Source organism: Sphingobacterium sp. R2 (assembly GCF_040760075.1).
Classification (GTDB): domain Bacteria; phylum Bacteroidota; class Bacteroidia; order Sphingobacteriales; family Sphingobacteriaceae; genus Sphingobacterium.
The window spans coordinates 5179100-5202265 of the sequence record NZ_CP142884.1 but is presented as its reverse complement, the minus strand read 5'-3'; the positions used below and the strand labels follow the sequence as shown (position 1 = coordinate 5202265).

The 23166-nt window shown below is 40.9% G+C and carries 16 protein-coding genes; 12 read left to right on the top strand and 4 right to left on the bottom strand.

The features are described from left to right. Positions 1-115 precede the first annotated feature (115 nt). The 4 genes from VXM68_RS21720 (at position 116) to VXM68_RS21705 (ending at position 4661) form a co-directional block, all read left to right on the top strand. Positions 116-2617 (top strand): DUF4965 domain-containing protein, encoded by a 2502-nt coding sequence (locus tag VXM68_RS21720; RefSeq protein WP_367210026.1) that lies wholly within the window; start codon positions 116-118, stop codon positions 2615-2617. Positions 2618-2784: 167 nt separating this feature from the next. Beyond that, complete coding sequence (locus VXM68_RS21715) at positions 2785-3438, top strand: Pr6Pr family membrane protein (protein ID WP_293952120.1); 654 nt, start codon at positions 2785-2787, stop codon at positions 3436-3438. A 149-nt stretch (positions 3439-3587) separates the two neighbouring features. Beyond that, a complete protein-coding gene (locus VXM68_RS21710) occupies positions 3588-4031 on the top strand; it encodes a hypothetical protein (RefSeq protein ID WP_293952121.1) in 444 nt (147 codons plus the stop codon). 360 nt (positions 4032-4391) lie between these two features. After that, the gene (locus VXM68_RS21705) at positions 4392-4661 is read left to right on the top strand and encodes a hypothetical protein (protein ID WP_367210025.1); all 270 of its coding nucleotides are present in this window, start codon (positions 4392-4394) and stop codon (positions 4659-4661) included. A gap of 89 nt (positions 4662-4750) precedes the next feature. On the opposite strand, the gene VXM68_RS21700 is transcribed toward VXM68_RS21705, so the two are convergent. Further along, positions 4751-5326 (bottom strand): GNAT family N-acetyltransferase, encoded by a 576-nt coding sequence (locus VXM68_RS21700; RefSeq protein WP_367210024.1) that lies wholly within the window; start codon positions 5324-5326, stop codon positions 4751-4753. Positions 5327-5526: 200 nt separating this feature from the next. Between VXM68_RS21700 and VXM68_RS21695 the strand changes: the two genes are divergently transcribed. Continuing rightward, positions 5527-7056, top strand: coding sequence for a DUF2931 family protein (locus VXM68_RS21695; protein WP_367210023.1), 1530 nt, complete (start codon positions 5527-5529; stop codon positions 7054-7056). Next, positions 7040-7456 carry a hypothetical protein gene (locus tag VXM68_RS21690; protein WP_367210022.1) on the top strand — a complete coding sequence of 139 codons (417 nt, stop codon included), beginning with the start codon at positions 7040-7042 and terminating at the stop codon, positions 7454-7456. Before VXM68_RS21695 ends, VXM68_RS21690 begins: the two co-directional genes overlap by 17 nt. A 61-nt stretch (positions 7457-7517) precedes the next feature. Here the strand turns inward: VXM68_RS21690 and VXM68_RS21685 are convergent, their stop codons facing one another. Beyond that, positions 7518-8201: a YceI family protein gene (locus VXM68_RS21685; protein WP_293952131.1), complete on the bottom strand. Its 684-nt coding sequence runs from the start codon at positions 8199-8201 to the stop codon at positions 7518-7520. 251 nt (positions 8202-8452) lie between these two features. Here VXM68_RS21685 and VXM68_RS21680 point away from each other — a divergent pair, with 251 nt between their 5' ends. Continuing rightward, positions 8453-8890, top strand: a complete 438-nt coding sequence (locus tag VXM68_RS21680; RefSeq protein ID WP_293952133.1) for a helix-turn-helix domain-containing protein — start codon at positions 8453-8455, stop codon at positions 8888-8890. A gap of 76 nt (positions 8891-8966) precedes the next feature. On the opposite strand, the gene VXM68_RS21675 is transcribed toward VXM68_RS21680, so the two are convergent. Together VXM68_RS21675 and VXM68_RS21670 are read right to left on the bottom strand one after the other, a co-directional pair. Further along, positions 8967-9353 (bottom strand): response regulator, encoded by a 387-nt coding sequence (locus VXM68_RS21675; RefSeq protein ID WP_312378828.1) that lies wholly within the window; start codon positions 9351-9353, stop codon positions 8967-8969. A 110-nt stretch (positions 9354-9463) separates the two neighbouring features. Continuing rightward, entirely contained in the window at positions 9464-13534 is a 4071-nt protein-coding gene (locus VXM68_RS21670) for a response regulator (protein WP_367210021.1), read from the bottom strand. 376 nt (positions 13535-13910) lie between these two features. Between VXM68_RS21670 and VXM68_RS21665 the strand changes: the two genes are divergently transcribed. The 5 genes from VXM68_RS21665 to VXM68_RS21645 all read left to right on the top strand — a co-directional run bounded on the left by VXM68_RS21665 (position 13911) and on the right by VXM68_RS21645 (position 23158). After that, complete coding sequence (locus tag VXM68_RS21665) at positions 13911-15026, top strand: glycoside hydrolase family 88 protein (RefSeq protein WP_367210020.1); 1116 nt, start codon at positions 13911-13913, stop codon at positions 15024-15026. Positions 15027-15033: 7 nt separating this feature from the next. Continuing rightward, entirely contained in the window at positions 15034-16281 is a 1248-nt protein-coding gene (locus VXM68_RS21660) for a DUF2264 domain-containing protein (RefSeq protein WP_293952141.1), read from the top strand. Between the two features lie 46 nt (positions 16282-16327). Further along, the gene (locus tag VXM68_RS21655; RefSeq protein WP_367210019.1) at positions 16328-17665 is read left to right on the top strand and encodes a BNR repeat-containing protein; all 1338 of its coding nucleotides are present in this window, start codon (positions 16328-16330) and stop codon (positions 17663-17665) included. A gap of 14 nt (positions 17666-17679) precedes the next feature. Further along, positions 17680-19686: a DUF2264 domain-containing protein gene (locus tag VXM68_RS21650; protein ID WP_367210018.1), complete on the top strand. Its 2007-nt coding sequence runs from the start codon at positions 17680-17682 to the stop codon at positions 19684-19686. A 463-nt stretch (positions 19687-20149) separates the two neighbouring features. Continuing rightward, entirely contained in the window at positions 20150-23158 is a 3009-nt protein-coding gene (locus VXM68_RS21645; RefSeq protein ID WP_293952147.1) for a TonB-dependent receptor, read from the top strand. Positions 23159-23166 lie beyond the last annotated feature (8 nt).

Genomic DNA, 23166 nt, shown 5'->3' with positions numbered 1-23166 from the left:
AAGGTAAAATGATACGATGCGACAGCTGAATCCCAATTATTCCAACTTTCTTTGTTAAAACGATTGGGCAAATGCTCAATAGGGAAAACTGTATAGCTAATTTTATCCAAAAAATATGATTAAACCTTTTCAAAAATCTATTTATGCAATGAACAAACTTGGGAAGATAGGTCTCTGTATTATTGTGGCCTGCGTTTCCGCTGTTTTAGATGGGCAAGCCCAAGAACGCAAAGCTCCAGCTTATCCATTGATTACACACAACCCCAATTTCAGTATATGGTCCATGACGGACCAGCTTCATTCTTCGACAACGAAACACTGGACAGACGCTGATCATTCACTGTTGGGTTTAATTGATGTTGATGGCAATACTTATCGTTTTCTTGGCAAAGAAGAGCCTAGTTATGCGGTCATTCTACCGACTTCGGAAGATAAATCTTATACGGTACAGTATACTGAATCAAAGCCTCAAGGCGGCTGGGAGTCTTCCACTTATCATACGGATACGTGGAAATCGGGACGTGCACCCATCGGTGATGATGCGCAGCAGGTAAAGACACTTTGGAAATCAGACGATATCTGGGTGAGACGTGAGTTTTCCGTTGCGGATCTGAAGGGTATCAATGAGCTGTTTCTAAAACTCAATCATGATGATAATATCGAAGTATTTTTGAATGGGAAGAAGGTGTACGAAAAGGTAGGTTGGACCAACAGCTTTCAATATTTGCCGATTGACAAGGCGAATTTAAAGGTCGGGCAAAATCATATTGCCATCCATTTGAAGAATACTGCTGGCGGTCGTTACCTGGATTTTGGATTGGTTGACAGGCTTAAAGAGCGTGGGCCACGGATTCAGGAAGCGGTGCAAAAAGATGTGGAAATAACAGCGACGCGTACGGTCTATAATTTTCAGGCCGGTAAGGTGGATCTAAAATTAACCTTTACGTCGCCTTTGCTGATGGATGATCTGAATGTATTGGCTCGCCCCGTAAGCTATATCACATACAACGTAAAAGCAAATGATGGCAAGCAGCATGCGGTGAAAGTTTTTCTAAGTGCATCCGCTAATATTGCGGTGTATAAACCTTCACAGGAAGTAACCGCCGAAAAATATGAGACAGAAAAATTGTCTGTCCTAAAAACGGGAACGGTCGAACAACCCATTTTGCAGAAAGGGGCCGATGATATGCGGATAGACTGGGGGTATTTTTACGTTGCTTCGCCGAAGCGGGATAAAACGCAACAGTTTATTAGTCCGAGGGCCGGAGCTGTAGATGCCTTTAGAAAGGGAACGACGACCGCTGCAAAAACCGTTAAGGGTACATCACTTGCGCTGAACACGGTCATTCCATTTGGAACTGTGGGGGCGAAAGCGGAGGAGCGTTTTGTTGAGGTTGGCTACGATGAGATTTATGCGATTCAGTATTTCAACAATAATCTGCGGCCATGGTGGAACAATTCTGGCAAAGAAACGATGGAAAATCAGCTGACTTTGGCAGCAGACCAGTACCGTAGCGTGCTCGATAAATGCCTGGCATTCGACAAAGCCGTATATGCAGATGCGCTCAAATCGGGTGGAAAGGAGTATGCACATCTTAGTATACTGGCTTATCGTCAAAGTATTGCAGCCCATACCTTGGTAAAAAGTCCGCAAAATGAACTATTATGGCTGTCGAAAGAAAATAATAGTGGGGGATTTATCAATACGGTGGATGTCACTTATCCTTCAGCCCCCTTGTATTTGATCTACAATCCGGAGTTGTTGAAAGGAATGTTGAGTGGAATATTTCATTTTAGCGAGAGCGGGAAATATCCATACCCTTGGGCCGCGCACGATTTGGGTACTTATCCACTCGCGAATGGTCAGACGTATGGCGAACCGATGCCGGTGGAAGAGTCAGGAAATATGATTATTCTCACTGCGGCGATCGCGAAAGTGCAGGGCAACAGTGATTATGCTCGAAAGCATTGGAAAACCCTTACTACCTGGGTAGATTATCTTGTTAAAGATGGTTTTGATCCTAAGACACAGCTTTGTACAGACGATTTTGCCGGTCACCTTGCTCGAAATACGAACTTATCTGTCAAAGCAATTGTTGGTATCGCTTGTTATGCGCAGCTGGCCGAAGCCATTGGTGAAACAGCCATTGCAAAAAAATACCGTGCAATTGCTGAGGAAATGGTTCCAAGATGGATGGAAATGGCAGATGCCGGCGACCATTATGCGCTGACATTTGATGATAAAAATACTTGGAGTCAGAAATATAATTTGATCTGGGATAAAGTGTTGGGGTTAAATCTATTTCCTCAAAAAGTCTACGATACGGAAATTAAGTATTACCTAACCAAGCAAAATAGATTCGGCATACCATTGGACAGCCGCAAAGCCTACACCAAAAACGACTGGATTCTTTGGACAGCATCATTTGCTCCATCCAGAGAGGCATTTGAAGCTTTGGTAAAACCAGTGTATAACCATGCAATTCAAACGGAATCCCGCGTCCCTTTGAATGATTTTTATGATTCCAATACCGGGATTCGTGAAAATTTTAAGGCGCGTAGTGTAGTTGGAGGTTTTTATATGAAACTTTTAGCTGATAAGATGAAACAAAAATAAATGAGACCAATAAGCAAACTTCTAACGTAGTGTTTAGTTTATGTTGTGATTAAGACGGCGGGCAATCAAAGAATTGCCCGCCGTTTTTTCGATAGATTGAATTTATCATTTAATTTCAAATAGCGTGTAAAATCTTTATATTTAGTAGGGCTAAGGCTAATAGGGATATGGAGATTCAAAAGTCATTAAAATCGGTTTTTGCTGGTAGCATTGGTTTAGTCACTCTATTTGCCCTTGTTGGGCAATTTATATTAGGTGCTTTTATTTCAAAGCTTGGCACAACCGATTATGTAATACAGTTTTTTAGCTATTTTACAATTTTAAGTAATGTGTCGGTACTATTATGTTGTTTTTTTACTGTTTTCTCGGCAAAAAGCCGAATGGGCTTATTCTTCACTAAGTCCCAAACAATTACTGCCGTCACACTCTATATACTTATTGTTGCACTTATTTATAATGGCTTACTTCGTTTTTTATTACATCCAAGCGGGTTACTCAGTGTGATAGACGAAATACTGCATGTTGTCACGCCTTTGAGTTTTTTTATCTTTTGGTGGCTATTCTGTAACAAAAAAGCGCTTTTTTGGAAACAGATTTTCTATTGGTTGATTTTCCCATTAGGCTATTTATTGTATACCTTGTGGCATGGATCGGTTTCTGGATTTTATCCTTATCCTTTTATGAACGTTTCTGCGTTGGGCATGGGAAGAGTTATTTGGAACAGTTTGGGAATGACTCTGGTATTCGTCCTCATCGCGGTGCTATTGATTGGATTGGGAAAATGGCAAAATAAATGGCGTACTCATTGTATTGAAAAATAAGAAAACTCAAAGCTGTTCGATATTGTTATATGACAGAACAGTTTCTATTTTATACTTTAATTGAATTGAAAATGGTTATACGATTTTTTATCTGTGTCTCTCTGGTGTTATGTACGATATGTTGTTTTGGACAAGTCGATGTTGATAAGATGAGATCTGATTATGCGAGCGCCGTTCAAAACAAGAAGCTTTGCGAAACGAATCTGAAATTATTGGAAAAATCTGCCAATTCCGCAACGGAAAAGGGGTACCTGGCTGCTTATGAAATTTTATGGGCCAAACATATGGGCAACCCGTTTTCGAAATTGGGTCAATTTAAAAAAGGAAAGAAGCTTTTAGAAGAAATGATCATGAAATATCCCGACAATATCGATTTACGTTTTATTCGATGGTGTGTACAGACACACGCACCCTCTTTTTTAAATTATGGTAAAGATCGATTGCGTGATAAGGAATATTTGGTGAACAATTTGCATAAATTGCCCAACCCAAAGGGTAGGGAAGTAATCTACAAGTATTTAAAAGAAGCCAATAGTTATCTTAAAGGCGATCATGCATTTTCACAGTCCGAACTGAATCAGCTTGCAAAATAGCATGTAAACTGTCCTGTTAAGATTCTTAGTCGTATAGTATACGATATACTGTAGACATATATACGAGCGCAAAGTATTTAGCAAAATAACTGAACATATGATAGAAAGACCCCGTCATTTTTTGGATGTCGGGGTTCTGTTTTAAGAGGGCGGGATAGGCTTATTTCCTGAGGATAGTTGATTTAATACCTATATATCGTCTTAATGAGGTCAATTTTGATGGTCGATCACGCGAATATTAAACCACCTGCTGCGAATAATAACTATGTATTGTCAGAACCTAGAGGATACTTATTTTTGTCGACATATCCGTTTGTAGTTTTAATAACGGATTGGTTACTAAATCATAAAAATTGACAGATGTTTAAAAATAGGAGACTCAGCAAAAATCCGCTTCATTATATATATGCGGTATTATGGATCGTTTTATTTGGTTCAATCGCTTACTACATTTATTCGGGAGCAGCATTTAAACCCGACAATGGTAAAATTCATTTGGTAGCTATTCTTATCGCATGGTTGGTAGAGTATTTGGGACTTACCCTGACAAGTCTGCTCTTCTTAATTTATGGCATCTATCGAGCTATGATCACCGTATTTGACAAAGAAAACACTCCTACTTCTGATTGACATCGTTCTACGGGATTGCTTTTAATCCAACAACATGCTGATGGGGCTCTCGTGATACTTATAGGTTGTAAGTTTAACAAGAGCTCTATTTAGGTAAGCTGCATATACATATGGTAATATTCACTACCTGCAACGTACGTTTTCTTCCCAATGTTAAAACCAATCCTTTCATAGAGTTTTCGCGCATTTGGATTCGCGAGGCCAACAAGCAGACCAACCTGATTAAAGTGATTTTCTTTAGCATGTGCAATGGCATGGTGTAAAAGTTTGGTTCCGATTCCTTTACCTCTTGCACTGGGGGTAACGGCGATGGAATCGATATAAAATTCACCACCGGCTGTTTCAGTTTCTGGAATCAAATTATTTGCGTAGTGCTCCGCGATAAGATCCAGAATAGGCTGTCTTAATGCAATAAACCGGTCACCATCATAACCTGTCAACGAGCCTATAATCCGGTCATCCATGTCAACGGCCACAAAAGTGTTTTCATAACTGTATAGATTTCCTTTTTGTTGGAAAAGCCGCCTTAAAAAATTTACGGCTGCCTGTTGATCTTTTCGTAGGATCAAGCGGAATATCATATCCTCCATTGCCTGAAGCATAATTTCAGGGACACGGTGCGAATCGCTTGCTGTGGCTTTTCTAATTTTATAATAAGTATCCATGATGGTAACAATAAAAACGAAGGTAGTAAACTTGATTGACTTTACTTAAAAGATTTCATTTTCCTGCTTTGGGTCGAATATTGGATCAGGACGGTAGAATATTGATCTGCTCATATTCCTAACATATTTCTTACTATTTTTAGAATGTGTTGTTGTATCTGGATAGAAGACAATAGCTTTTAGGATTAAAACAAAATATAATGATTGTAAGAGTTACAGTTTGTGCTTTTTTGGTTGCTACTTTTAGTCTCATCGCGACGCTACTTGTACATGAAGCGGATTTAAATATGACGTATGCAGCTTTCTGCTGTTCGCCCTATTTTATTATGCTCACATTGATTTATTTTCATTTTGATGTCTTTAGGAAGAAATTTAGTGGGAAAGTGAAACAAAAAATCGTTTTTGAATTTGCTTACGGATTCTTATTTTATTGCTTTTTTTCTTTCTTGCTTCCAGTATTACTGTATTTATTTACGTTGGATAATGCGTACGAACATCGTTATTATGCGGATTTAGTTGGGGTAATTAAGGAAATGCTGCCTTGGATGTTAACAATCAGTGCATTCCTTTCCTTATCCAGCGGCATGATGATAACCTGGGCTTTAACATCGTGGAAATATGTAATATTTACGCTATTTGGACTCTTGGTTTCACTTCCGGTTATATTTGCATTATCGACGACTATAAGAACCTTTAATGAACTCCGGGAGGAACGTCTCACACAGGAAGATAATATTAAGAACGGACGCTATACATGGTCCTGCGCGATGAGTAATCCAACAGCTTATCCGGTTCAGCTATATAGAGGCCGTTTTGTCTTTCCAAAAGATGAAGATTACGAATTTACGTTTAGCGAGGGCAATATTGTAAACTATCGTGGCATGTGGGGACAAGCAGGGGGCGGTTCGTATGAGCAAATGATGGCATTGCCTAAAGCATTGGATGTAACTTGGTATTCATTCGTTGAAGATGCTTTTTATCGGATGGAGGGTGCGATTGATTACAACACATTGCGGACACTTTTCAGCACGTCATTTCAAGAAAAAGGAGCGAACAAAATTAATGAGGAACATTATAATAAAATTATTTTGGGTTTTGCTCCGGGGGGCGTACTGGTGATATGGGTCACAGGCACAGGACGTCGTCAAATTGAAATCGGCCGATATCAAGCTAAGAAAGTAGTGATCAAAGCTACGGATCAATACAAGGGAAATGGGGCGTATGGAAATATTTTTAATAAGCAATGGCGAGAAACGGTTTTGTCCGACACTTCAATTATTCCTTCGGAGATTCAGCAAGCAATTGCAACCAAACCTATTCCGTATGGCTATTGGGATAAATTGCGTATGCGCTATCAGTTGCAGCCAAAATTTATTTTTTCTTCCGACATTAAAGCTTTCGATGCAGACTTTGAGTTTTATAATGCAGAGCGTTTAGTCTTTGATGAGAGCCGCCGGTATATGGATATGGAAGCTCGAGGCCTTCCGAAAGACATTTACATCAAATGGTATGATCGGCATAATAACCGTTGCGCCGCCCGGTTTATGTTTGATGAAGATGAAACTTTTAAAAACTTTGCTTCATTTTTCAGTGATAAAAGGCGGGATAGCGCCGAAATAGCGATCAGTGTCGATACAAAAACTAAAATAGCAACAGCGACACTGAGCAATCATAGTGGAAAAAAAATACTTTTAAAAACCGAAATAATCGATTATGGAGAGCATTTTTAGTGCGTTAAGCTACCTCACAAGTATCCTTGCGACATCCAGTATATCTCAACAGGTTAGGTTACTGGACCTATCCTGTATTCAAGAAAATTTAAATAGGCGTCTGAGGAACCTCTCGTCGGGGATGATCCGTTTTATTGAAACTTTAATACTATTGCATACCAAACATTCTTTTGTTTTACTTGATGAACCCTTTCTCGGGCTTAGTCCTATTTTTATTGAGCAGATTAGCGCGCATATTGAACACGTTAGACACCGCAAAGGAATATTGATTGCTGACCACAATTTTAGGCAAGTGATGGATGTAAGCGATCGGTTATATCTCCTGAAGGATTCGCATTTGATCGATGTGTCTACTCAGGAGGATCTCGTATTTGAAGGGTATATAAAAGAAATAGATTAATCAGGTAAGTTCTACCTGATTAATCTATTTGATGTCATGAATGACTTATTGCTATTAAAAATTATTTAGCATTTTTTGCAGTTACATTAAGCTCGATGTCAACGTTTTGTGCAATCATCCAATCTTGTGGGTTACCTTCTGTACCGTAAGTAAGTCCCCAATCTTGTCTTTGGATTGTAAATTTCGAGTAGAATGTTACCTCGTCACCATTGAAAGTAATTTTTGCAGGGAACGTTACATTCACTGTTTTATCTTTGATTGTCAAATTACCACTAACTGTATTTGTTGCGTCAGCAACAACACTTTTTCCTTGCGCCGCATCGAATGGACCGACTTTGGTGATTTCAAATTTCGCAGTTGGATATTTGGCTACGTCAAAGAAATCAGCACTTTTTAAATGCGCGTCCAAATCTGATGATTTTTTACCACCTGAAGTTGTAGGATCTACCGAAGCAGAATCGGTAAGAATAGAATTCACATCGATGGTGAAAGTACCACCAGTGACAGCATTATTTTCGACGGATAGCGTACCTTCGCTTTTCAGAACACCATATCTTGGATTTAAGCCACCTTTGTGGTATCCAGTCCATTTCACTGAACTTTTATCTGCTTCAACAGTGTAAGTTTGTCCTGTTTGTTCAGTTACTTCCTGTGCAGTTGTTGTTGTTGCTTTATCACCATTTGTGTTTTGACATGACGCCAACAATAAGATAAGGGCTAAACCCGAAATTAATTGCTTTTTCATTTTTTTATCGTTTTATTGTTAAATGTTATATACGATTTAAACTTTGACAGCATCAAAGCTGCCAATCTGAGCTTTTGATGCTGCTGGTACAAAGGTAAAGTATAGATAGTTTATTTTTGGTATTAGTTTCCTTAAAGAAACTACTTTCCAAAAAGATAGTGCCTTATCACTTTATAAATCTGTATTTTTGTTGGAAATTTAGGCCAACGAAACAGAGACGCTCGAGTCAACTGATCTAAGAATGCTCGTCTATGGAATTAAAAATACCACTGACGGCCGGCAATAGAAGAATAAAAAATAGTGAAATGAAAAAGGAAGCAACTTTAACGTCATCGGGTGTATGCAAAACACGCATGTTAGCCATCAATGATAGCATGGAAATTTTGGCAGGAAAATGGAAATTCCACATCATCGGTACTTTATTGTTAGTGGAGAAGTTGCGTTTTATGGAACTATTGCGCGAAGTCGATGGGATTGGTGCCAAAATGTTATCTAAGGAACTTCAGGATCTGGAAATGAATCAATTGATCAGAAGGACAGTGCTTAACACTAAACCTTTGACTGTTGAGTACGAATTGACTGAATGTGGTAAAACTTTGGGACCCATCATCGACGAAATTGCCAAATGGGGGATTACCTACCGCAGCAAGCTGCATACGAAACAGGAGGATGTTGTGTCGGAAATTTAGTGCTTGAAATCTAAATGGCAATAGAAATGTGCTCTTTTAAAGTAAACTGCTGCCAGATAGCGCATCCTAAAATCTACTAACAAGTTCTAAGCGGGGAAGGCTTTTCCAGCAGTTCAGCTATACGATTTTCCAGGTCTTCTAAATCGAACGGCTTGGCAAGGTAGCTGTCGGCTCCAGCCCGCTGTGCAAGCGTTTCAATCTCGGTATTTGCGGATAAATAAATTACTGGGATATCGCGATATAAAGGATGACTTTTGAGTAACCGGGTGGCCTCAACACCCCCTATTTTTGGAATCCAATTGTCCATCAGAATTAAATCTGGACGTACCTCTTCCACTTTTTCAATGATGTCATGAGAGGTTTGTGAAACCGCTATATTATAACCATTTGTTTCAAGAATTATTGTACATATTTCTAGGACATGCTTATCATCGTCCAACATCAGTATAGTTTTGCTTCCCATGGTATAGCTTAAAAAAGTGGTGCTAAATTAAATAAAAAGGTTTATGCAAATTGAAAGGTAAAATACCGATTCGAATAAGTAGAAATCCGTATTTTAGTATAATTTGTAACTTAAGGTGACTCTGAGGTTACCCATTTTGCTGCTGCATTTTTTTGAAATTCACTTGGAGTTAGTCCAAAAGCTGTTTTAAAGCAGGTGGCAAAATAACGGGGATCGGAGAAGCCTATTTCAAAGGCGACTTCACTAACAGCAATGGATCGGTCTTTTTCCATGATCTGACACGCATGTTTTAGCCGTATATTTTTAATGAATTCACTGGGAGATACGTTCAGCAGGACTTTGGTCTTTCGATATAGCGTTGATTTGGATAGGCCCAATATATCCCCCAGTTTGATCACGTCAAATTGGTCATCGGCAAGATGTTCTTCGACAACTTGAATCATCTTCTGAACAAATTTTTCATCTAAAGGTGTATGATCAAGTGTCGAAATATTAATCTGCGTGTTATGCTGAAAAACAAGTTGACGACAACGTTTATTAATAATAAAACTTTGGATTTTGGCCTCCAGAACTTTAATCTCAAAAGGCTTGCTAATGTAACCGTCGGCACCCGCTTGATAGCATTCAATACGATCTTCGATACTATTTTTGGCAGTCAGGAGCAAAATAGGGATATGATTGAACTCTGCATTGGATTTGATCGTCTTGCACAACTGAAGTCCGTCGAGTTCAGGCATCATGATATCGCTTACAATGATATCTATTTCCGTATGTTCGAGTACTTCCAGACCTTTTAGTCCATTGTCAGCAATATGTACCTGATAATTTTGGGCTAGAATTCGCGCCATAGTCGAACGGAGCTCTTCATTGTCTTCCACCAATAGCAGGTTGAGCTTGGATTGTGTTGCATTTTTGGGTGTACATTCATCGACAGTATTCGATTCTATAATGGTAGCCTTAATTTCTTCAACAAAAGGTTGTTCCATGACAGCGATCCCTTGGTTATGGTAATACACTTTATCTACCGGAAACGTGATTTGGAAGTTACTTCCGATATGGGGCTGGCTTTCAACATCGATTTTACCGTGATGCGCCTCTATCAGCTGTTTGGTCACGGATAGTCCTATACCATTACTTTCAAGATGTTTTGTGGAAGTATTGGTGTAGAAAGCTGTGAAAATTTTCTCCATATCTTCGGGATAAATTCCTATACCATTATCGCGAACATAGATGAATAGTCTGTTGCAACCCATGCTTTCCGCTACATGATACGAGAGTGTAACCTTTCCACCTTCCTCTGTATATTTAAATGCATTGGATAATAGATTGAATAAAATTTTATCAATTTTGTCAACGTCATAGAAAAGGATTTCAGGACAATCTCCATGCTGAACTTCAAAGTCGATTTGTTTCTTTTTGGCAATGGGGCCAAAATGCATGTCACCCAATTGGGTGACAAAAGAAGGGAAATTAGACGCGCTGATTTGCAGCTTCATGCTGTTATTTTCCATTCTTCGGAAATCTAAAATTTGTTGGAGCAACCGTTTAAGGCGACTGAGGTTAAGACGCATTTTATCGAATTGCTCCAAATTATTCTTTGTAGTCATCTGCACATCATCAACTAAACAGGAGATAATGGTGAGCGGCGTCAGCAGGTCGTGTGAAATATTGGTGAAATAACTGAGCTTGGACTGCGCGAGTTCTTTCGTTTTTTCCTTTTCAATCTGCGCTATCTTTAAATCACCACTCAATTTAAAACGTTTGACAGAATAACTAATAAAAAAGAAGGCAATCCCGGTAAACGCACAGGCGTATAGAAGATACGCTAAATTGCTCTCATAGAAGGCAGGCTTTTTTATGATTTCAATTTGAGTAGAAGCTGTATTCCACTTATTGTACAAATCGGTCGACTTGACTAAAAACCGATACTTTCCTTTACTTAAATTGTTGTATGTGGCAAAAATACGATCTCGCGGAGCGTAGATCCATTCTTTATCTACACCCTCCAATTTATAAGCATACCGTATTTTTCCATTTTGGTTAAAAGGTAGGGCAGAAAAAGATATTTCGATATTTTGGTCTTGGGGATTCAGTGTTAAACTAGCCATATCGTCGCTAAACAGATCCTTTTCTGATTCCAAAACAATGGATCTATTGTTGATTTTTATATCCGAAATAAGCACTTTTTCGTTAAAATTCGGTAAGATGCTGTGGTCATCCAGTTGAACAATCCCATTGTACCCGCCAAAGTAGATGGTATTGGAGCTCCTGTCTACAGCAAAAGCCCGTTTTGAGAACATGTTGACTTGGAGGCTGTCAGCTGCTGAAAATTCACTTATACGCTTGTTTGCATGGTTGATCTTGTATAAATTTCGTGTTGTAGACAGCCAGGTGTAGCGATCGAGACAGACGACATCAAGAAGCTGGTTTTTCTCAAATAATGTGCTGTTGGCGATCTCTGACACTTTTTGGTCCGCGAGTTGATAATTGAGTAATCGATTATCTTTGGTGCCAATCCACAGATTTCCGGCCCGATCAACATCCATGGTTTCAATCTGATCCGTTCGTAATCCTGGAGTCTCCTTTCCTAGGTGTCTGATTATGGACTGTAAATCGCGATTATCGATACAATAGATTCCGTTTTCTTTCGTTGCGATCCAGATATGGTTTTCCTTTCCTTGGGCAATCGCTACAGGCTGATCCTTTATCTTAGCAATCATCGTGATGGATTCCGATTCCGATTTTTTTAGGAGGAGACCCTGCGTCGTTGCAATCCAGAGTCGTTTTTGCATATCGGTAAAGAAAAACGAAGGTTTCCCTTGATGCTTGATCTGTTGAACTAAATTGATCTTCCGTAAGAATTGAATTGTATTGCTCTTCTTCTGAAAAACATTGATCGAAGCTTCATAGGCAGAGCCGACCCATAGTTCCTGTCCAAAATCTGTGGCACAGGTAACAGCACGGATCGAAATTAGATCCCTGAAATTGGAATTGCTGTAGGTATTGAGTTGATTTGTTTTCGGAGAGAGGCTACCAAATCCAAAACGTTCCAGATTGAACCAAAAGGTTCCGGTTTGATCGCGATAGAGCATATTTAGATTTGGAGAAATACTATAAAGTGCCTTTATCTCTTTGAAACTATAGTTTTTGACAATTGGTTTGTCAAAGCTAAACATAGACACCCCCTTACCACCTACAGCGAGCCACAATGTGCCGTGTTTATCTTGGTAGATATCGTTAAAAATATTTGTCGTGTTGTTGAAGTGGCCCGAAAGATCAATTTCTTGTAATTGACCATTTCGATATTGAAGTGTCGATATGCCCGAGAAAGACAACACCCAAATATATCGGCGGCTTCGATCCTGAAGAATGTTGTAAAAGAGATCCTCTTTACCGCCATGTCGGCGCTTATTTTTTATTTCAATTTCTCGGTAGGGATTCGTCGAACGCATCGGATCGAATAAATAAATTCCATCTCCCCAAGTACATATCCATAGTTGTCCATGGTCGTCTTCCATGAGTTTGAACGGATTGTTGCGATGGCCTAGTCTAGGATAAGACTGTAATTTGTTGTTACCCTGACTTAACCTAAATAAGCCATCTCCCCAGACACCCAGCCAAATCCGAGCCTGGCTATCCTGAAAGATCGTATTGACGGTTTTGCCTCGCATGCTATTCGTTAGAATAGAAGCCATTTGGGCATCTGTTAAAGGCTTCAATGTGCTATCGTAGATATAGATACCATCATCTGTGCCGATCCAGAGCCGTTTTGATCCGTCAACCAAGAGGGTGTTGACGCGAACGTTGGCTACTCGTGGATCGTTCAGTGGGACAACTTTATAATTACGCTTATTTAATACGTAAACGCCCTTTTCTCCCCCTAAAATAAGTTTGTTTTCTAATTCTATCAGCGTACGGATCGCTTGTTGACTGCTAGCTCTCCCGCCGGCATCCTTCAATTTAAAATTTAGGATATTATAAGCATCATATCGACTTAAACCCTGTGTGGAGGCAAACCAGATGTATCCTTCCCGATCCTGTATCGTCTGATTGATCGTGAGTGAGGGAAGTTCATAATTTTTTGTTACGGGATCAAGTCCCATCTGTTGGCTATAAACAACAGTAGTCAAGGATAGATATAGATGCAAAAATGCAATAATCTGCCGAATACGTGCGCTCATCTTAATAATCTTTTAATCCACCTCTTTCAACATCCAGTTTAGTTAGCGTTCTTATTCATCAATCGCTGTTGTGCTACATTGACCGAAACGGGCGTCAGTGTGTTCTTTCACTCCGAGGTAGCTGTTTCACTGGGCGAATAGCGGGAATCCAACTGAAAATTTTTAGGTTTATAGGGATTAAAGATACAAATGTTTTTTAAATAAGTGTATATTGTACGTTTATTGAATCTGAGCTACTCTACGCGATTTTTAGACCCTCTAGAAGCAAAATGATCCCATTTTGGGTCATGATTAGTCTTTATTCAAACATCGACAAAATCGATTTGTGGTAGCTTTGTTTGTCCCGGTTGGGGATCAAATTTATAAATCTCAAGACATGCGTATCAATTTTATTTTATGCCTATTGTTTTTAGGGCATTTTTCTTTTGGACAGAAGCTAAAAAAAGAAGTTGTCCTTTCTCAACTCAGAAGTGCGAACGATTATTGGCAATCTCATCACAAGCCACAAGTTTGGGCATTTTGGGACCAAGCGGCCTATCATACTGGTAATATGGAATTCTATAAGATTTCCAATTCAAAAAGTGATCTGAAATATTCTGAGGACTGGGCCAAATTCAATGATTGGAAAGGTGCGAAATCAACCAACAAACAACAGTGGAAATATAGTTATGGTGAAACGGATGATTATGTTCTTTTTGGAGACTGGCAGATTTGTTTCCAAACCTATATTGATCTTTATAATTTGTCGCCAAGTCTTGAAAAGATAGCGCGTGCTAGAGAAGTTATGCACTATCAGATTCATACACCCAATACAGATTATTGGTGGTGGGCTGATGGTTTGTATATGGTCATGCCGGTGATGACCAAGATGTATAAATTGACGCAAGATCCTCTTTATCTTGATAAAATGTATACCTATTTGCGTTACGCCGATAGTATTATGTTCGATCAGGATGAGCATTTATATTATCGCGATGCCAAATATGTCTATCCCAAACACAAAAGCCTCCACGGTAAGAAGGATTTTTGGGCGCGAGGTGATGGTTGGGTGTTTGCAGCCTTGGCAAAGGTTCTTCAAGATTTACCCAAGGAGGATAAACATTATCACTATTACCAGGAAAGGTTCAAAAAAATGGCACATGCAATCGTGAGCTGCCAGCAGGAGGAAGGGTTTTGGACGCGAAGTATGCTGGATCCTGATCATGCTCCCGGGCGGGAGACAAGCGGTACAGCTTTTTTTACCTATGGTTTACTTTGGGGACTCAACCAAGGGATACTTATTGATCCGGAGTTTTCGAAAGCGGCACTTAAGGGATGGAGCTACCTCAGTGAAATTTCATTGCAAGCTGACGGAAGAGTTGGATATGTACAGCCTATCGGTGAGAAAGCTATTCCCGGACAGGTTGTGGATGCTCATTCTACGGCTCCATTTGGTGTAGGTGCATTTTTACTGGCCGGAACAGAGATGTACCGTTTTTTGAATAAAAAATAAGTGCCGTATGACAATGATAAATCGGGTTGTATTTTTCTTCCTTTTACTGTGGGCAGGTCAATCTGTTCAGGGACAAACTGTAAAAAAGACATCTACTGTGCCTGATGAGGCAAGTAGAACGTTCTGGCTCCAGGAAATGGACCGTATGCTACGGCCCGTATTGAGGAGTTTAGCACAGGATAGTCTTCGATTAAAAATGCCTCAGATGACATCCACGCAGGTGGATAACAAAGCGCATCGGATTAAAGTGCAGTACGTTGAGGTATTGGGAAGGGTATTGTCGGGTATTGGTCCGTGGCTTGCATTGGATGGAGGGTCCAAAGCAGAAAGAAAGCTTCGCGATCAATACAGAGCGTGGACTGTTCAGGGACTAAAAAATGCGTTAGATAGCAATGCGCGGGATTTCATGCGTTTTGATCTGGGCGGACAACAGCTTGTCGATGCATCTTTCATTGCTTTAGGTTTTATCCGGAGTCCGTGGCTGTGGGATCACCTTGATGAACGAACCAGAAAAAATTTGATTGCATCGATCAAGATAACGCGTCAATTTCGGCCTGCCTATTCCAATTGGCTGCTATTTTCGGCGATGAACGAAGCTTTTTTAGCTAAATACGCTACCGATTGGGATGTAATGCGGGTAGACTATGCCCTGCAGCAGTTAGAGCAATGGTATGTCGGCGATGGTATGTATATGGATGGTCCGCATTATGCTTTTGATTACTACAATAGTTATGTCATTCATCCTTTTTTGGCTGGCATCATGGACATGATTCAATTGAAGACCAAACATTACGATAGCATGTTTGCTAAAATCAGCCTTCGTAATGAGCGATATGCCATCATCCAAGAGCGGTTAATTAATGCAGATGGTAGTTTTCCGCCAACGGGAAGATCTGTAATTTATCGTGCTGCCGCCTTTCACCACTTAGCCGACATGGCGTTCAAAAAGCGACTTCCTCAAGAACTGACCAACGGGCAGGTCCGGGGTGCACTGTCTGCTGTGTTAAAAAAGACCACCGAAAATCCAAGTACCTACCAAAATGGCTGGTTGACATTGGGCTTGTATGGTAGCCAGCCTGGCCTGGCAGATTCGTATAATAACCAGGGTAGCCCTTATCTCTGTTCGGTTATTTTCTTGCCTTTAGGCTTGCCTGATGATGATCCTTTCTGGACAAGTGAAGTGGAAGACTGGAGTGCCAAGCGGATTTGGTCGGGACAGGATTGGAGTAAGGACTATAGTAAAACTATTCAATAAGATAGTGGCTCTGAAACCAATATTTCAGGCTCAAATAACAGAATGAATGAAAAGATATCGTAGTCAAATAGGTAGAATTGGAATGCTGTGCGCTGCATTCCTCTTGATTCTTTGTGCCGCGCAAGGACAAGAAATTAAGGAAACAATAGCCGGAAACGGATGGGCTAAGAATACGGTCAACACCGCTGTATTTCGAAAAAATTCCCTAACCAGCAACGGCAAATATCAATATATAGCCTATTACGATGGGCAGGGATATGTCGTTTTAGGGCGACGCCTACTTTCCGGTAAACTTTGGCAGCTGCGTCGCACAGGTTATACCGGCAATGCCAAAGATGCACATAATGTGATCAGCATCATGGTGGACCAGGAAGGGTATCTCCATGTGTGCTGGGATCAGCACAATAGTCGATTGCGCTATGCGCGGTCTATCCATCCGAATAGTCTTGTGCTTGGTGAAGAGCGGATTATGGTAGGTCAAAATGAAACACGGGTGACTTATCCTGAATTCTTAAAAATGCCCGATGGTCAGCTGTTATTTCTATATCGGGATGGTGGATCCGGGAATGGCAATCTTGTGGTGAATAGTTACGATAGTAAACAGCAGCAATGGAAACGTATCCATAGCAATTTAATTGATGGAGAGGGAAAAAGAAATGCCTATTGGCAAAGTTATGTCGATAAACACGGGACGATACACCTCTCTTGGGTTTGGCGTGAAAGTCCAAATGTAGCGAGCAATCATGATATGGCTTATGCTTGTTCAAAGGATGGTGGATTAACATGGGAGCGAAGCGACGGAATAAGATATGACCTGCCCATGAAAGCATCTACAGCAGAGTATGCCGCCCGGATTCCGGAACGGCACGAATTAATCAATCAGACCTCTATCGCTGCTGACGATAGCGGGAATCCTTTCATTGCAACGTACTGGCGTGCTCCAGCATCAGACATTCCGCAATATAAAGTTATTTATTTACAGGATGGTCAATGGAAGGTGCGATCTTTTGATTTTAGAAAAACCCCATTTAGCTTAAGTGGTGGTGGTACAAAGGAGATTCCTATTGCAAGACCACAGCTATTGGTTCGGGGTAAGGATAAGAAGATTGCATTAACATTGATCTTTCGCGACCAGGAAAGGGGTAGCCGGCCTTCGATTTTGACGTTACAGGGTATGCTGCAAGAATCCCACAAGATTACTGATCTGTGTCAAGAATCTGTAGGAGCATGGGAACCAACTTACGATACCGAGTTGTGGCGAAAGAAACGTAAAATTGCGCTATTCGTACAAGCTACGGTACAGAAAGATGGGGAGGGATTAGCAGAAACGGAGCCAACTGCAGTAAAAGTGCTGGAATGGCGCGACAAAGCGAGAACAAAATGATCAAATTAAGCAACATGAAAATAAAACAGAGCCTACTTAGACTGCTGGTGTTGAGCTGCGTTTTTATTGGATTCGCAACAACCGCTCTGAGCCAGAATAGTTCAGTTTTCGAACTGAAAAATCCAGATTTTAAAAAAAGTCCTTACACTGGACTGACACGCCAGCATTGGATGGATGCTGCATCCTATCTGTTGGAAGGGGCATTTTCTGTCGTTAGCGAATTAAATAGTCCCATGTTGTTTCCCAAGCAGCCTGGACGTAGCTACCCTAGAGATGGGGTGCACAATGAAACAGAACGATTAGAGGGTCTTTGCCGTACGCTTTTCATCGCTGTGCCGCTTTTAAAGAAAAATGCCGACTACGAGATCCGAGGTATTCGCGTAGCAGATTATTATAGGCATCAACTGGAACTGCTATTGCATAAGGGCTCCGAAAGCTATATTGCCCCACTTCCAGAAAAAGGCGGACCGAGTCAAAAGCTGGTCGAATTTGGAGGTTTGGCTGTGGCGCTAATGGCAGCGCCTGAAGTGCTTTGGGATCCGTTGCCACAACATACTAAAGATGAACTCGCACAAACGATGCTGAGTTACGGTAATGGACCAACGATACAGATGAATTGGCGATTTTTCAATATTATGATTCTAAGCTTTTTTAAAAGTAGAGGTTATCCTGTTCGGGAGGAGTACCTGAAGGATTTATTGGAAAAATGTCTTCAAGATTATAGGGGCGATGGCTGGTATAATGATAGTCCTTACTACGATTACTACAGTATGTGGGCTTTTCAGCTGTATGGATCGCTTTGGGCTGCTAACTATGGTGCGACAATGTACCCTGAACTTGCTGCAAAATTCAAATCGAATTTGCGTGATGTGGTGAAAAGTTATCCCTATTTATTTAGCCGTAATGGTGAAATGATTATGTGGGGCCGTAGCATTTCATATCGTATGGGGGCCGCAGTACCCTTTCCATTATTGGGGTTACTGGATGACCCTTCCATCAATTATGGTTGGATGCGGAGAATTGCTTCGGGTACTTTGTTGCAATTTTTAGCGCATCCGGATTTTCTTTCGGACGGTATTCCCAACCTGGGCTTTTATGGCGCTTTTGATCCTGCGGTACAGGAGTATAGTTGCCGGGGAAGTGCGTATTGGCTGGGGAAATTCTTTTTAGGTCTATTGGTTCCGGAAAATAGCAGTTTTTGGACAGCTTCAGAAAATCAGGGTGCCTGGGATCGTCAGATTCCAGATGCGAAGGTGTTGAATACCTATGTGGAGGGAGCCCAAATGTTGATCACTGATTATGATAGCATCGGTGCCTCCGAAATCCGATCTTGGAACACCAGTAGGGACATTGGCTATTATCAAGGGACGGAAAATTACAATAAGCTTTCTTATAATAGTGCTTTTCCTTGGCAGGCCGATGGCAAGAACGGGGAAATTGCAATGAATTATACCTTTCAGACCCAACCGGGCAAGTGGGAATCACTTCGTATGTATCAATTTGGTGGGTACGAGGCAGGAGTTTATCGCCGTAGGGCGACCTTGGCCTCAGACACGAGTATCCATCTATTTTTGGCGGAACGGACAATAGCAAATGGAATTTTGAGATGTGATCAATTACTTTCCGATAAGCCTTTGGCCTTACGGCTGGGGCATTATGCCCTCCCAAAATGGAAGGATTATCCTATCCTTTCAGAAAAAATTGAGTATAACGGCAATGAGGCGATGATTTTAGATAATGGGCAATACCAATTGGCTATGGTAAGGCTCATGGGTTGGGAGGGAATGGAAAACTTAAGTTGCCGAGGACTTCATCCTGTAGCGCAAGAGAGTGCTGTATTGAATTGTTTTGTAGGTGGAGAAAAGTCGCCAGGAAAATGGTATGTCACCTTGCAGTTGTGGAAGAAATCGGGAGAAAAATGGACGAATGAAGAGCTTTTTCCGCAATTGGAAGCAACGGATAAGAAAGTGGAAATTCGCTGGCGTAATGGAGAGAAATACATCTTTCCCACGCGCATTTAACAAGTAGTAGCTGTAAAGTGTACCAGGGTTGCCAAAAAAATGGCAACCCTTTTTTGTGGTCAAAGAAGGATATCCTTATCACCTGTGTTGCTCGATTGAACGTGGCTTTTTAAGCCTGGCTGTTTAGACTATCGCACTGTCATGAAGTGGCTTATTATTGTTTAATATTGATTTTTCAGCATTTTGAAGCGAATTTCAACTCAATTGAACTAAAATCGAACACCAAAATCTGGCTTCAAAGGTAATTTTGTCTTGTGCTCAAAACAATTTTGGGCGGAATTATTCACTTGTTTTCTTCTAAGATTTGCGCACTATTTTTTGAAGGAAACAAGGACACCAATTATAAACGACAAGCTATGAATTCAACTTGAGAAGCGTATGCATTGAATATTCTGGCATTGCTAGGTTTATTCCAGAATCATTAAGAATATGAAAAACTAACCAAATCATTTATTAATAAATTATGTTAAAACATTATTATAATCGATATTCAAAAAAGGGCATTTTATTGAACAGCCTTTTTCTGATAGCCCTATCCAGTTACGGGCAAAGTGCAAATGTGAAAGGGGTTGTTAAAGATACCTCGGGCAAGGGAATTGCAGGTGTTACGATTCGCGTAAAAGGCGGTGCGGAAACTGTGCAAACTAATGGACAGGGGAATTTTTCAATTCAGGCATCCCCAGGTAGTACCTTAATCATCACCTCCGTTGGTTTTAAAGAGAAGCAGATCACCATAGGGCAGCAGGCCAATCTGGACGTTGCACTTGTACCTGCAGAAAATGTTCTGGAAGAGCTTGTGGTGGTGGGCTATGGTAGTCAGAAACGATCGGATATAACCGGTTCGGTCGCTTCAGTTCCTAAAGACCGTCTATCAAAGATCCCTGTCAACAATGTCATGCAGGCCATTCAGGGTGCGGTGTCTAATGTGACGGTATCTCAGGCATCATCGATTCCTGGTGATGCGCCCTCGGTGCAGGTAAGAGGAAGAAATTCAATTAATGCAAATTCCCAACCTTACATTGTAGTAGATGGCATACCATTGTCTCGTACGGATGGCTCTATTAATGATATCAATCCCAATGACATTGAATCCGTCGAAATCCTGAAAGATCCTTCCGCTGTGGCTATTTATGGTGTAAATGGTTCGAACGGTGTGATATTGATTACCACAAAGAGAGGAACAACCGGTAAACCGTCCATTCGGTACAGTGGCTATGGCGGGGTAGAAAATATAGCGCACATCCTCGAACCTGTATCTGGCGAGGAACTGTTAAAGCGTTATGCGGAATATGCCCGTATCACCAATACGAGTTTGTACAATGGCGGTCCGGTGCGCAATCAATACGAGTATGACAATTATAAGAATGGCGTAACGACGGATTGGCTGGATGCGGTTACGCAGACAGGCGTCATACAAAACCACAATGTCAGTTTATCGGGCGGTAGTGAAAATGCCAAATATTTTGTGTCGGGCGATTATTTAAATGAAAAAGGAGTTTTGTTGGGTTACAATTACAAGCGTTATTCGTTCCGTACAAATACCGATTTTAAGGCCACCAAATACCTTTCGGTGGGTACGTCCTCCTTTATCGTTGCACACAATAGAGATGGTGGACGGGCTAATTTGTTGCAAGCTGCGGCAATGAGTCCCTACGCCAGAATGTATAATGAGGATGGCTCTTTAACACAATACCCGATGTACTCGGAGCAACTCTGGTCCAACCCTTTGTTGCCAACAACCTTAGATCCACAGCGCCGTCAATTTAACATTAGCCTGAATGGCTATGCCGATTTGAATTTTGGTGAATTGTACAAACCATTGACAGGGTTGAAATATAAGTTGAATGCAGGTTACTCCTTTGTGCCGGTTAGAAACAATGTATACGAAGGTGAGTCGGTATATAATTTTGCTGGTTTTGGACGCATAACCAATAATGAAACACAGACTTATACGTTAGAAAATATATTGACCTATACCAAAGATTTTGGTAAGCACCATATTGACTTTACCGGGCTATATGCGGCAAAAAGCAAATATTGGCAACAGGCAATTGCAACGGGCGAGGTTTTTCCCAATGATGCACTTGGTTGGGGAAATCTAGGGGCGGCTTCAACGCAAAAGGTTTCTTCACAGGCAGATTTATACCGTTCGATCTCACAAATGGGCCGTTTAAATTATGCGTACGATAGTCGTTATATGATGACCTTTACCGTTCGCCGGGATGGTGCATCCGTTTTCGGCAGAAACAACAAGTATGGTACTTTTCCATCCGCAGCAGCAGCGTGGAATTTGCATAACGAATCCTTTATGCAAAATGCCAAACATATTGTCAATAATTTAAAATGGCGTATTTCTTATGGTCTTTCGGGTAATGAGGCAATCGGTATTTATCAGACTCAATTTTTAATGAATTCGTATCCTATAGCGATGAATGGCTTGTCAAATACGGCCTTAACTATCCGAACCATGATGGGTAATGATAATCTGCAATGGGAAAAGACGAAAGGGTTCAATACCGGTGTTGACTTTGGATTATTCAATAATCGGATCTCAGGTAGTATTGACGTATACAAATCCAATACCTATGATCTACTTCTTCAACAACGTCTACCCAATCTAACAGGTTTTGCCTCAGTATATTCGAATATTGGCAAAATTGAGAATAAAGGCATCGACCTGACTTTAAACACTAAAAATATCGTAAAAGATCAATTTAACTGGTCGAGTACAGTGGTTTTTTCGCGTAATAAAAATAAGATCACGGATGTATATGGCAACGGGAAAGACGACTTGGGCAATCGGTGGTTTATTGGACAGCCCATCGGAGTCATCTATGATTATACAAAAGTGGGTATCTGGCAGGAGGAAGAGATCGCGTCGGGAGCGAACAAAGGATGGGATGATGCTGCGCAAGCGGGCGACCTTAAATTGGCCGATCTAAATGCCGATGGAAAGATTGATGACGGTGATCGATCTGTTCTTGGACAGACGACACCGAAATGGACTGCAGGTTTAACCAATACGTTTACTTATAAAGCATTTACCTTAAACGTTTTTCTCAATACGGTCCAAGGTGTATTGCTTAATAATCCGCAAATTGGTGCTGCCTCGGACGAGATGGGACGTCGAAGCACACCTGCGGCCCTCGGATATTGGACGCCGGAAAATAAAAGTAATGAATGGCGTTCGCTGGGGAATCATTCCAATGTTCATGGATATGGCTTTCCTTCCAATGCCAGTTTCACCCGTTTGAAAGATGTAACCTTAAGCTATACAATGCCACAACCACTTGTGGAAAAAATTGGTGTTCAGGGGCTGACAGTATATGCAAGCGGTCGAAATCTGTATACCTGGACCAATTGGCTGGGATGGGATCCGGAGGCTCGGGATATCGGACGCGGTTCTACAGATGACAATATCAATTATCCAATGGTGAGGACGTATGTTTTAGGCATTAACCTTAGTTTTTAATGCTTAGA

What these genes read in the sequence shown, in the direction of transcription:
- VXM68_RS21695 (WP_367210023.1), top strand. Translation starts at nt 5,527, where the DNA reads ATGATTGTAAGAGTTACAGTTTGTGCTTTTTTGGTTGCTACTTTTAGT.
- VXM68_RS21645 (WP_293952147.1), top strand. Translation starts at nt 20,150, where the DNA reads ATGTTAAAACATTATTATAATCGATATTCAAAAAAGGGCATTTTATTG.
- VXM68_RS21720 (WP_367210026.1), top strand. Translation starts at nt 116, where the DNA reads ATGATTAAACCTTTTCAAAAATCTATTTATGCAATGAACAAACTTGGG.
- VXM68_RS21650 (WP_367210018.1), top strand. Translation starts at nt 17,680, where the DNA reads ATGAAAATAAAACAGAGCCTACTTAGACTGCTGGTGTTGAGCTGCGTT.
- VXM68_RS21680 (WP_293952133.1), top strand. Translation starts at nt 8,453, where the DNA reads ATGGAATTAAAAATACCACTGACGGCCGGCAATAGAAGAATAAAAAAT.
- VXM68_RS21655 (WP_367210019.1), top strand. Translation starts at nt 16,328, where the DNA reads ATGAAAAGATATCGTAGTCAAATAGGTAGAATTGGAATGCTGTGCGCT.
- VXM68_RS21715 (WP_293952120.1), top strand. Translation starts at nt 2,785, where the DNA reads ATGGAGATTCAAAAGTCATTAAAATCGGTTTTTGCTGGTAGCATTGGT.
- VXM68_RS21665 (WP_367210020.1), top strand. Translation starts at nt 13,911, where the DNA reads ATGCGTATCAATTTTATTTTATGCCTATTGTTTTTAGGGCATTTTTCT.
- VXM68_RS21685 (WP_293952131.1), bottom strand. Translation starts at nt 8,201, where the DNA reads ATGAAAAAGCAATTAATTTCGGGTTTAGCCCTTATCTTATTGTTGGCG.
- VXM68_RS21690 (WP_367210022.1), top strand. Translation starts at nt 7,040, where the DNA reads ATGGAGAGCATTTTTAGTGCGTTAAGCTACCTCACAAGTATCCTTGCG.
- VXM68_RS21705 (WP_367210025.1), top strand. Translation starts at nt 4,392, where the DNA reads ATGTTTAAAAATAGGAGACTCAGCAAAAATCCGCTTCATTATATATAT.
- VXM68_RS21700 (WP_367210024.1), bottom strand. Translation starts at nt 5,326, where the DNA reads ATGGATACTTATTATAAAATTAGAAAAGCCACAGCAAGCGATTCGCAC.
- VXM68_RS21660 (WP_293952141.1), top strand. Translation starts at nt 15,034, where the DNA reads ATGACAATGATAAATCGGGTTGTATTTTTCTTCCTTTTACTGTGGGCA.
- VXM68_RS21675 (WP_312378828.1), bottom strand. Translation starts at nt 9,353, where the DNA reads ATGGGAAGCAAAACTATACTGATGTTGGACGATGATAAGCATGTCCTA.
- VXM68_RS21710 (WP_293952121.1), top strand. Translation starts at nt 3,588, where the DNA reads ATGAGATCTGATTATGCGAGCGCCGTTCAAAACAAGAAGCTTTGCGAA.
- VXM68_RS21670 (WP_367210021.1), bottom strand. Translation starts at nt 13,534, where the DNA reads ATGAGCGCACGTATTCGGCAGATTATTGCATTTTTGCATCTATATCTA.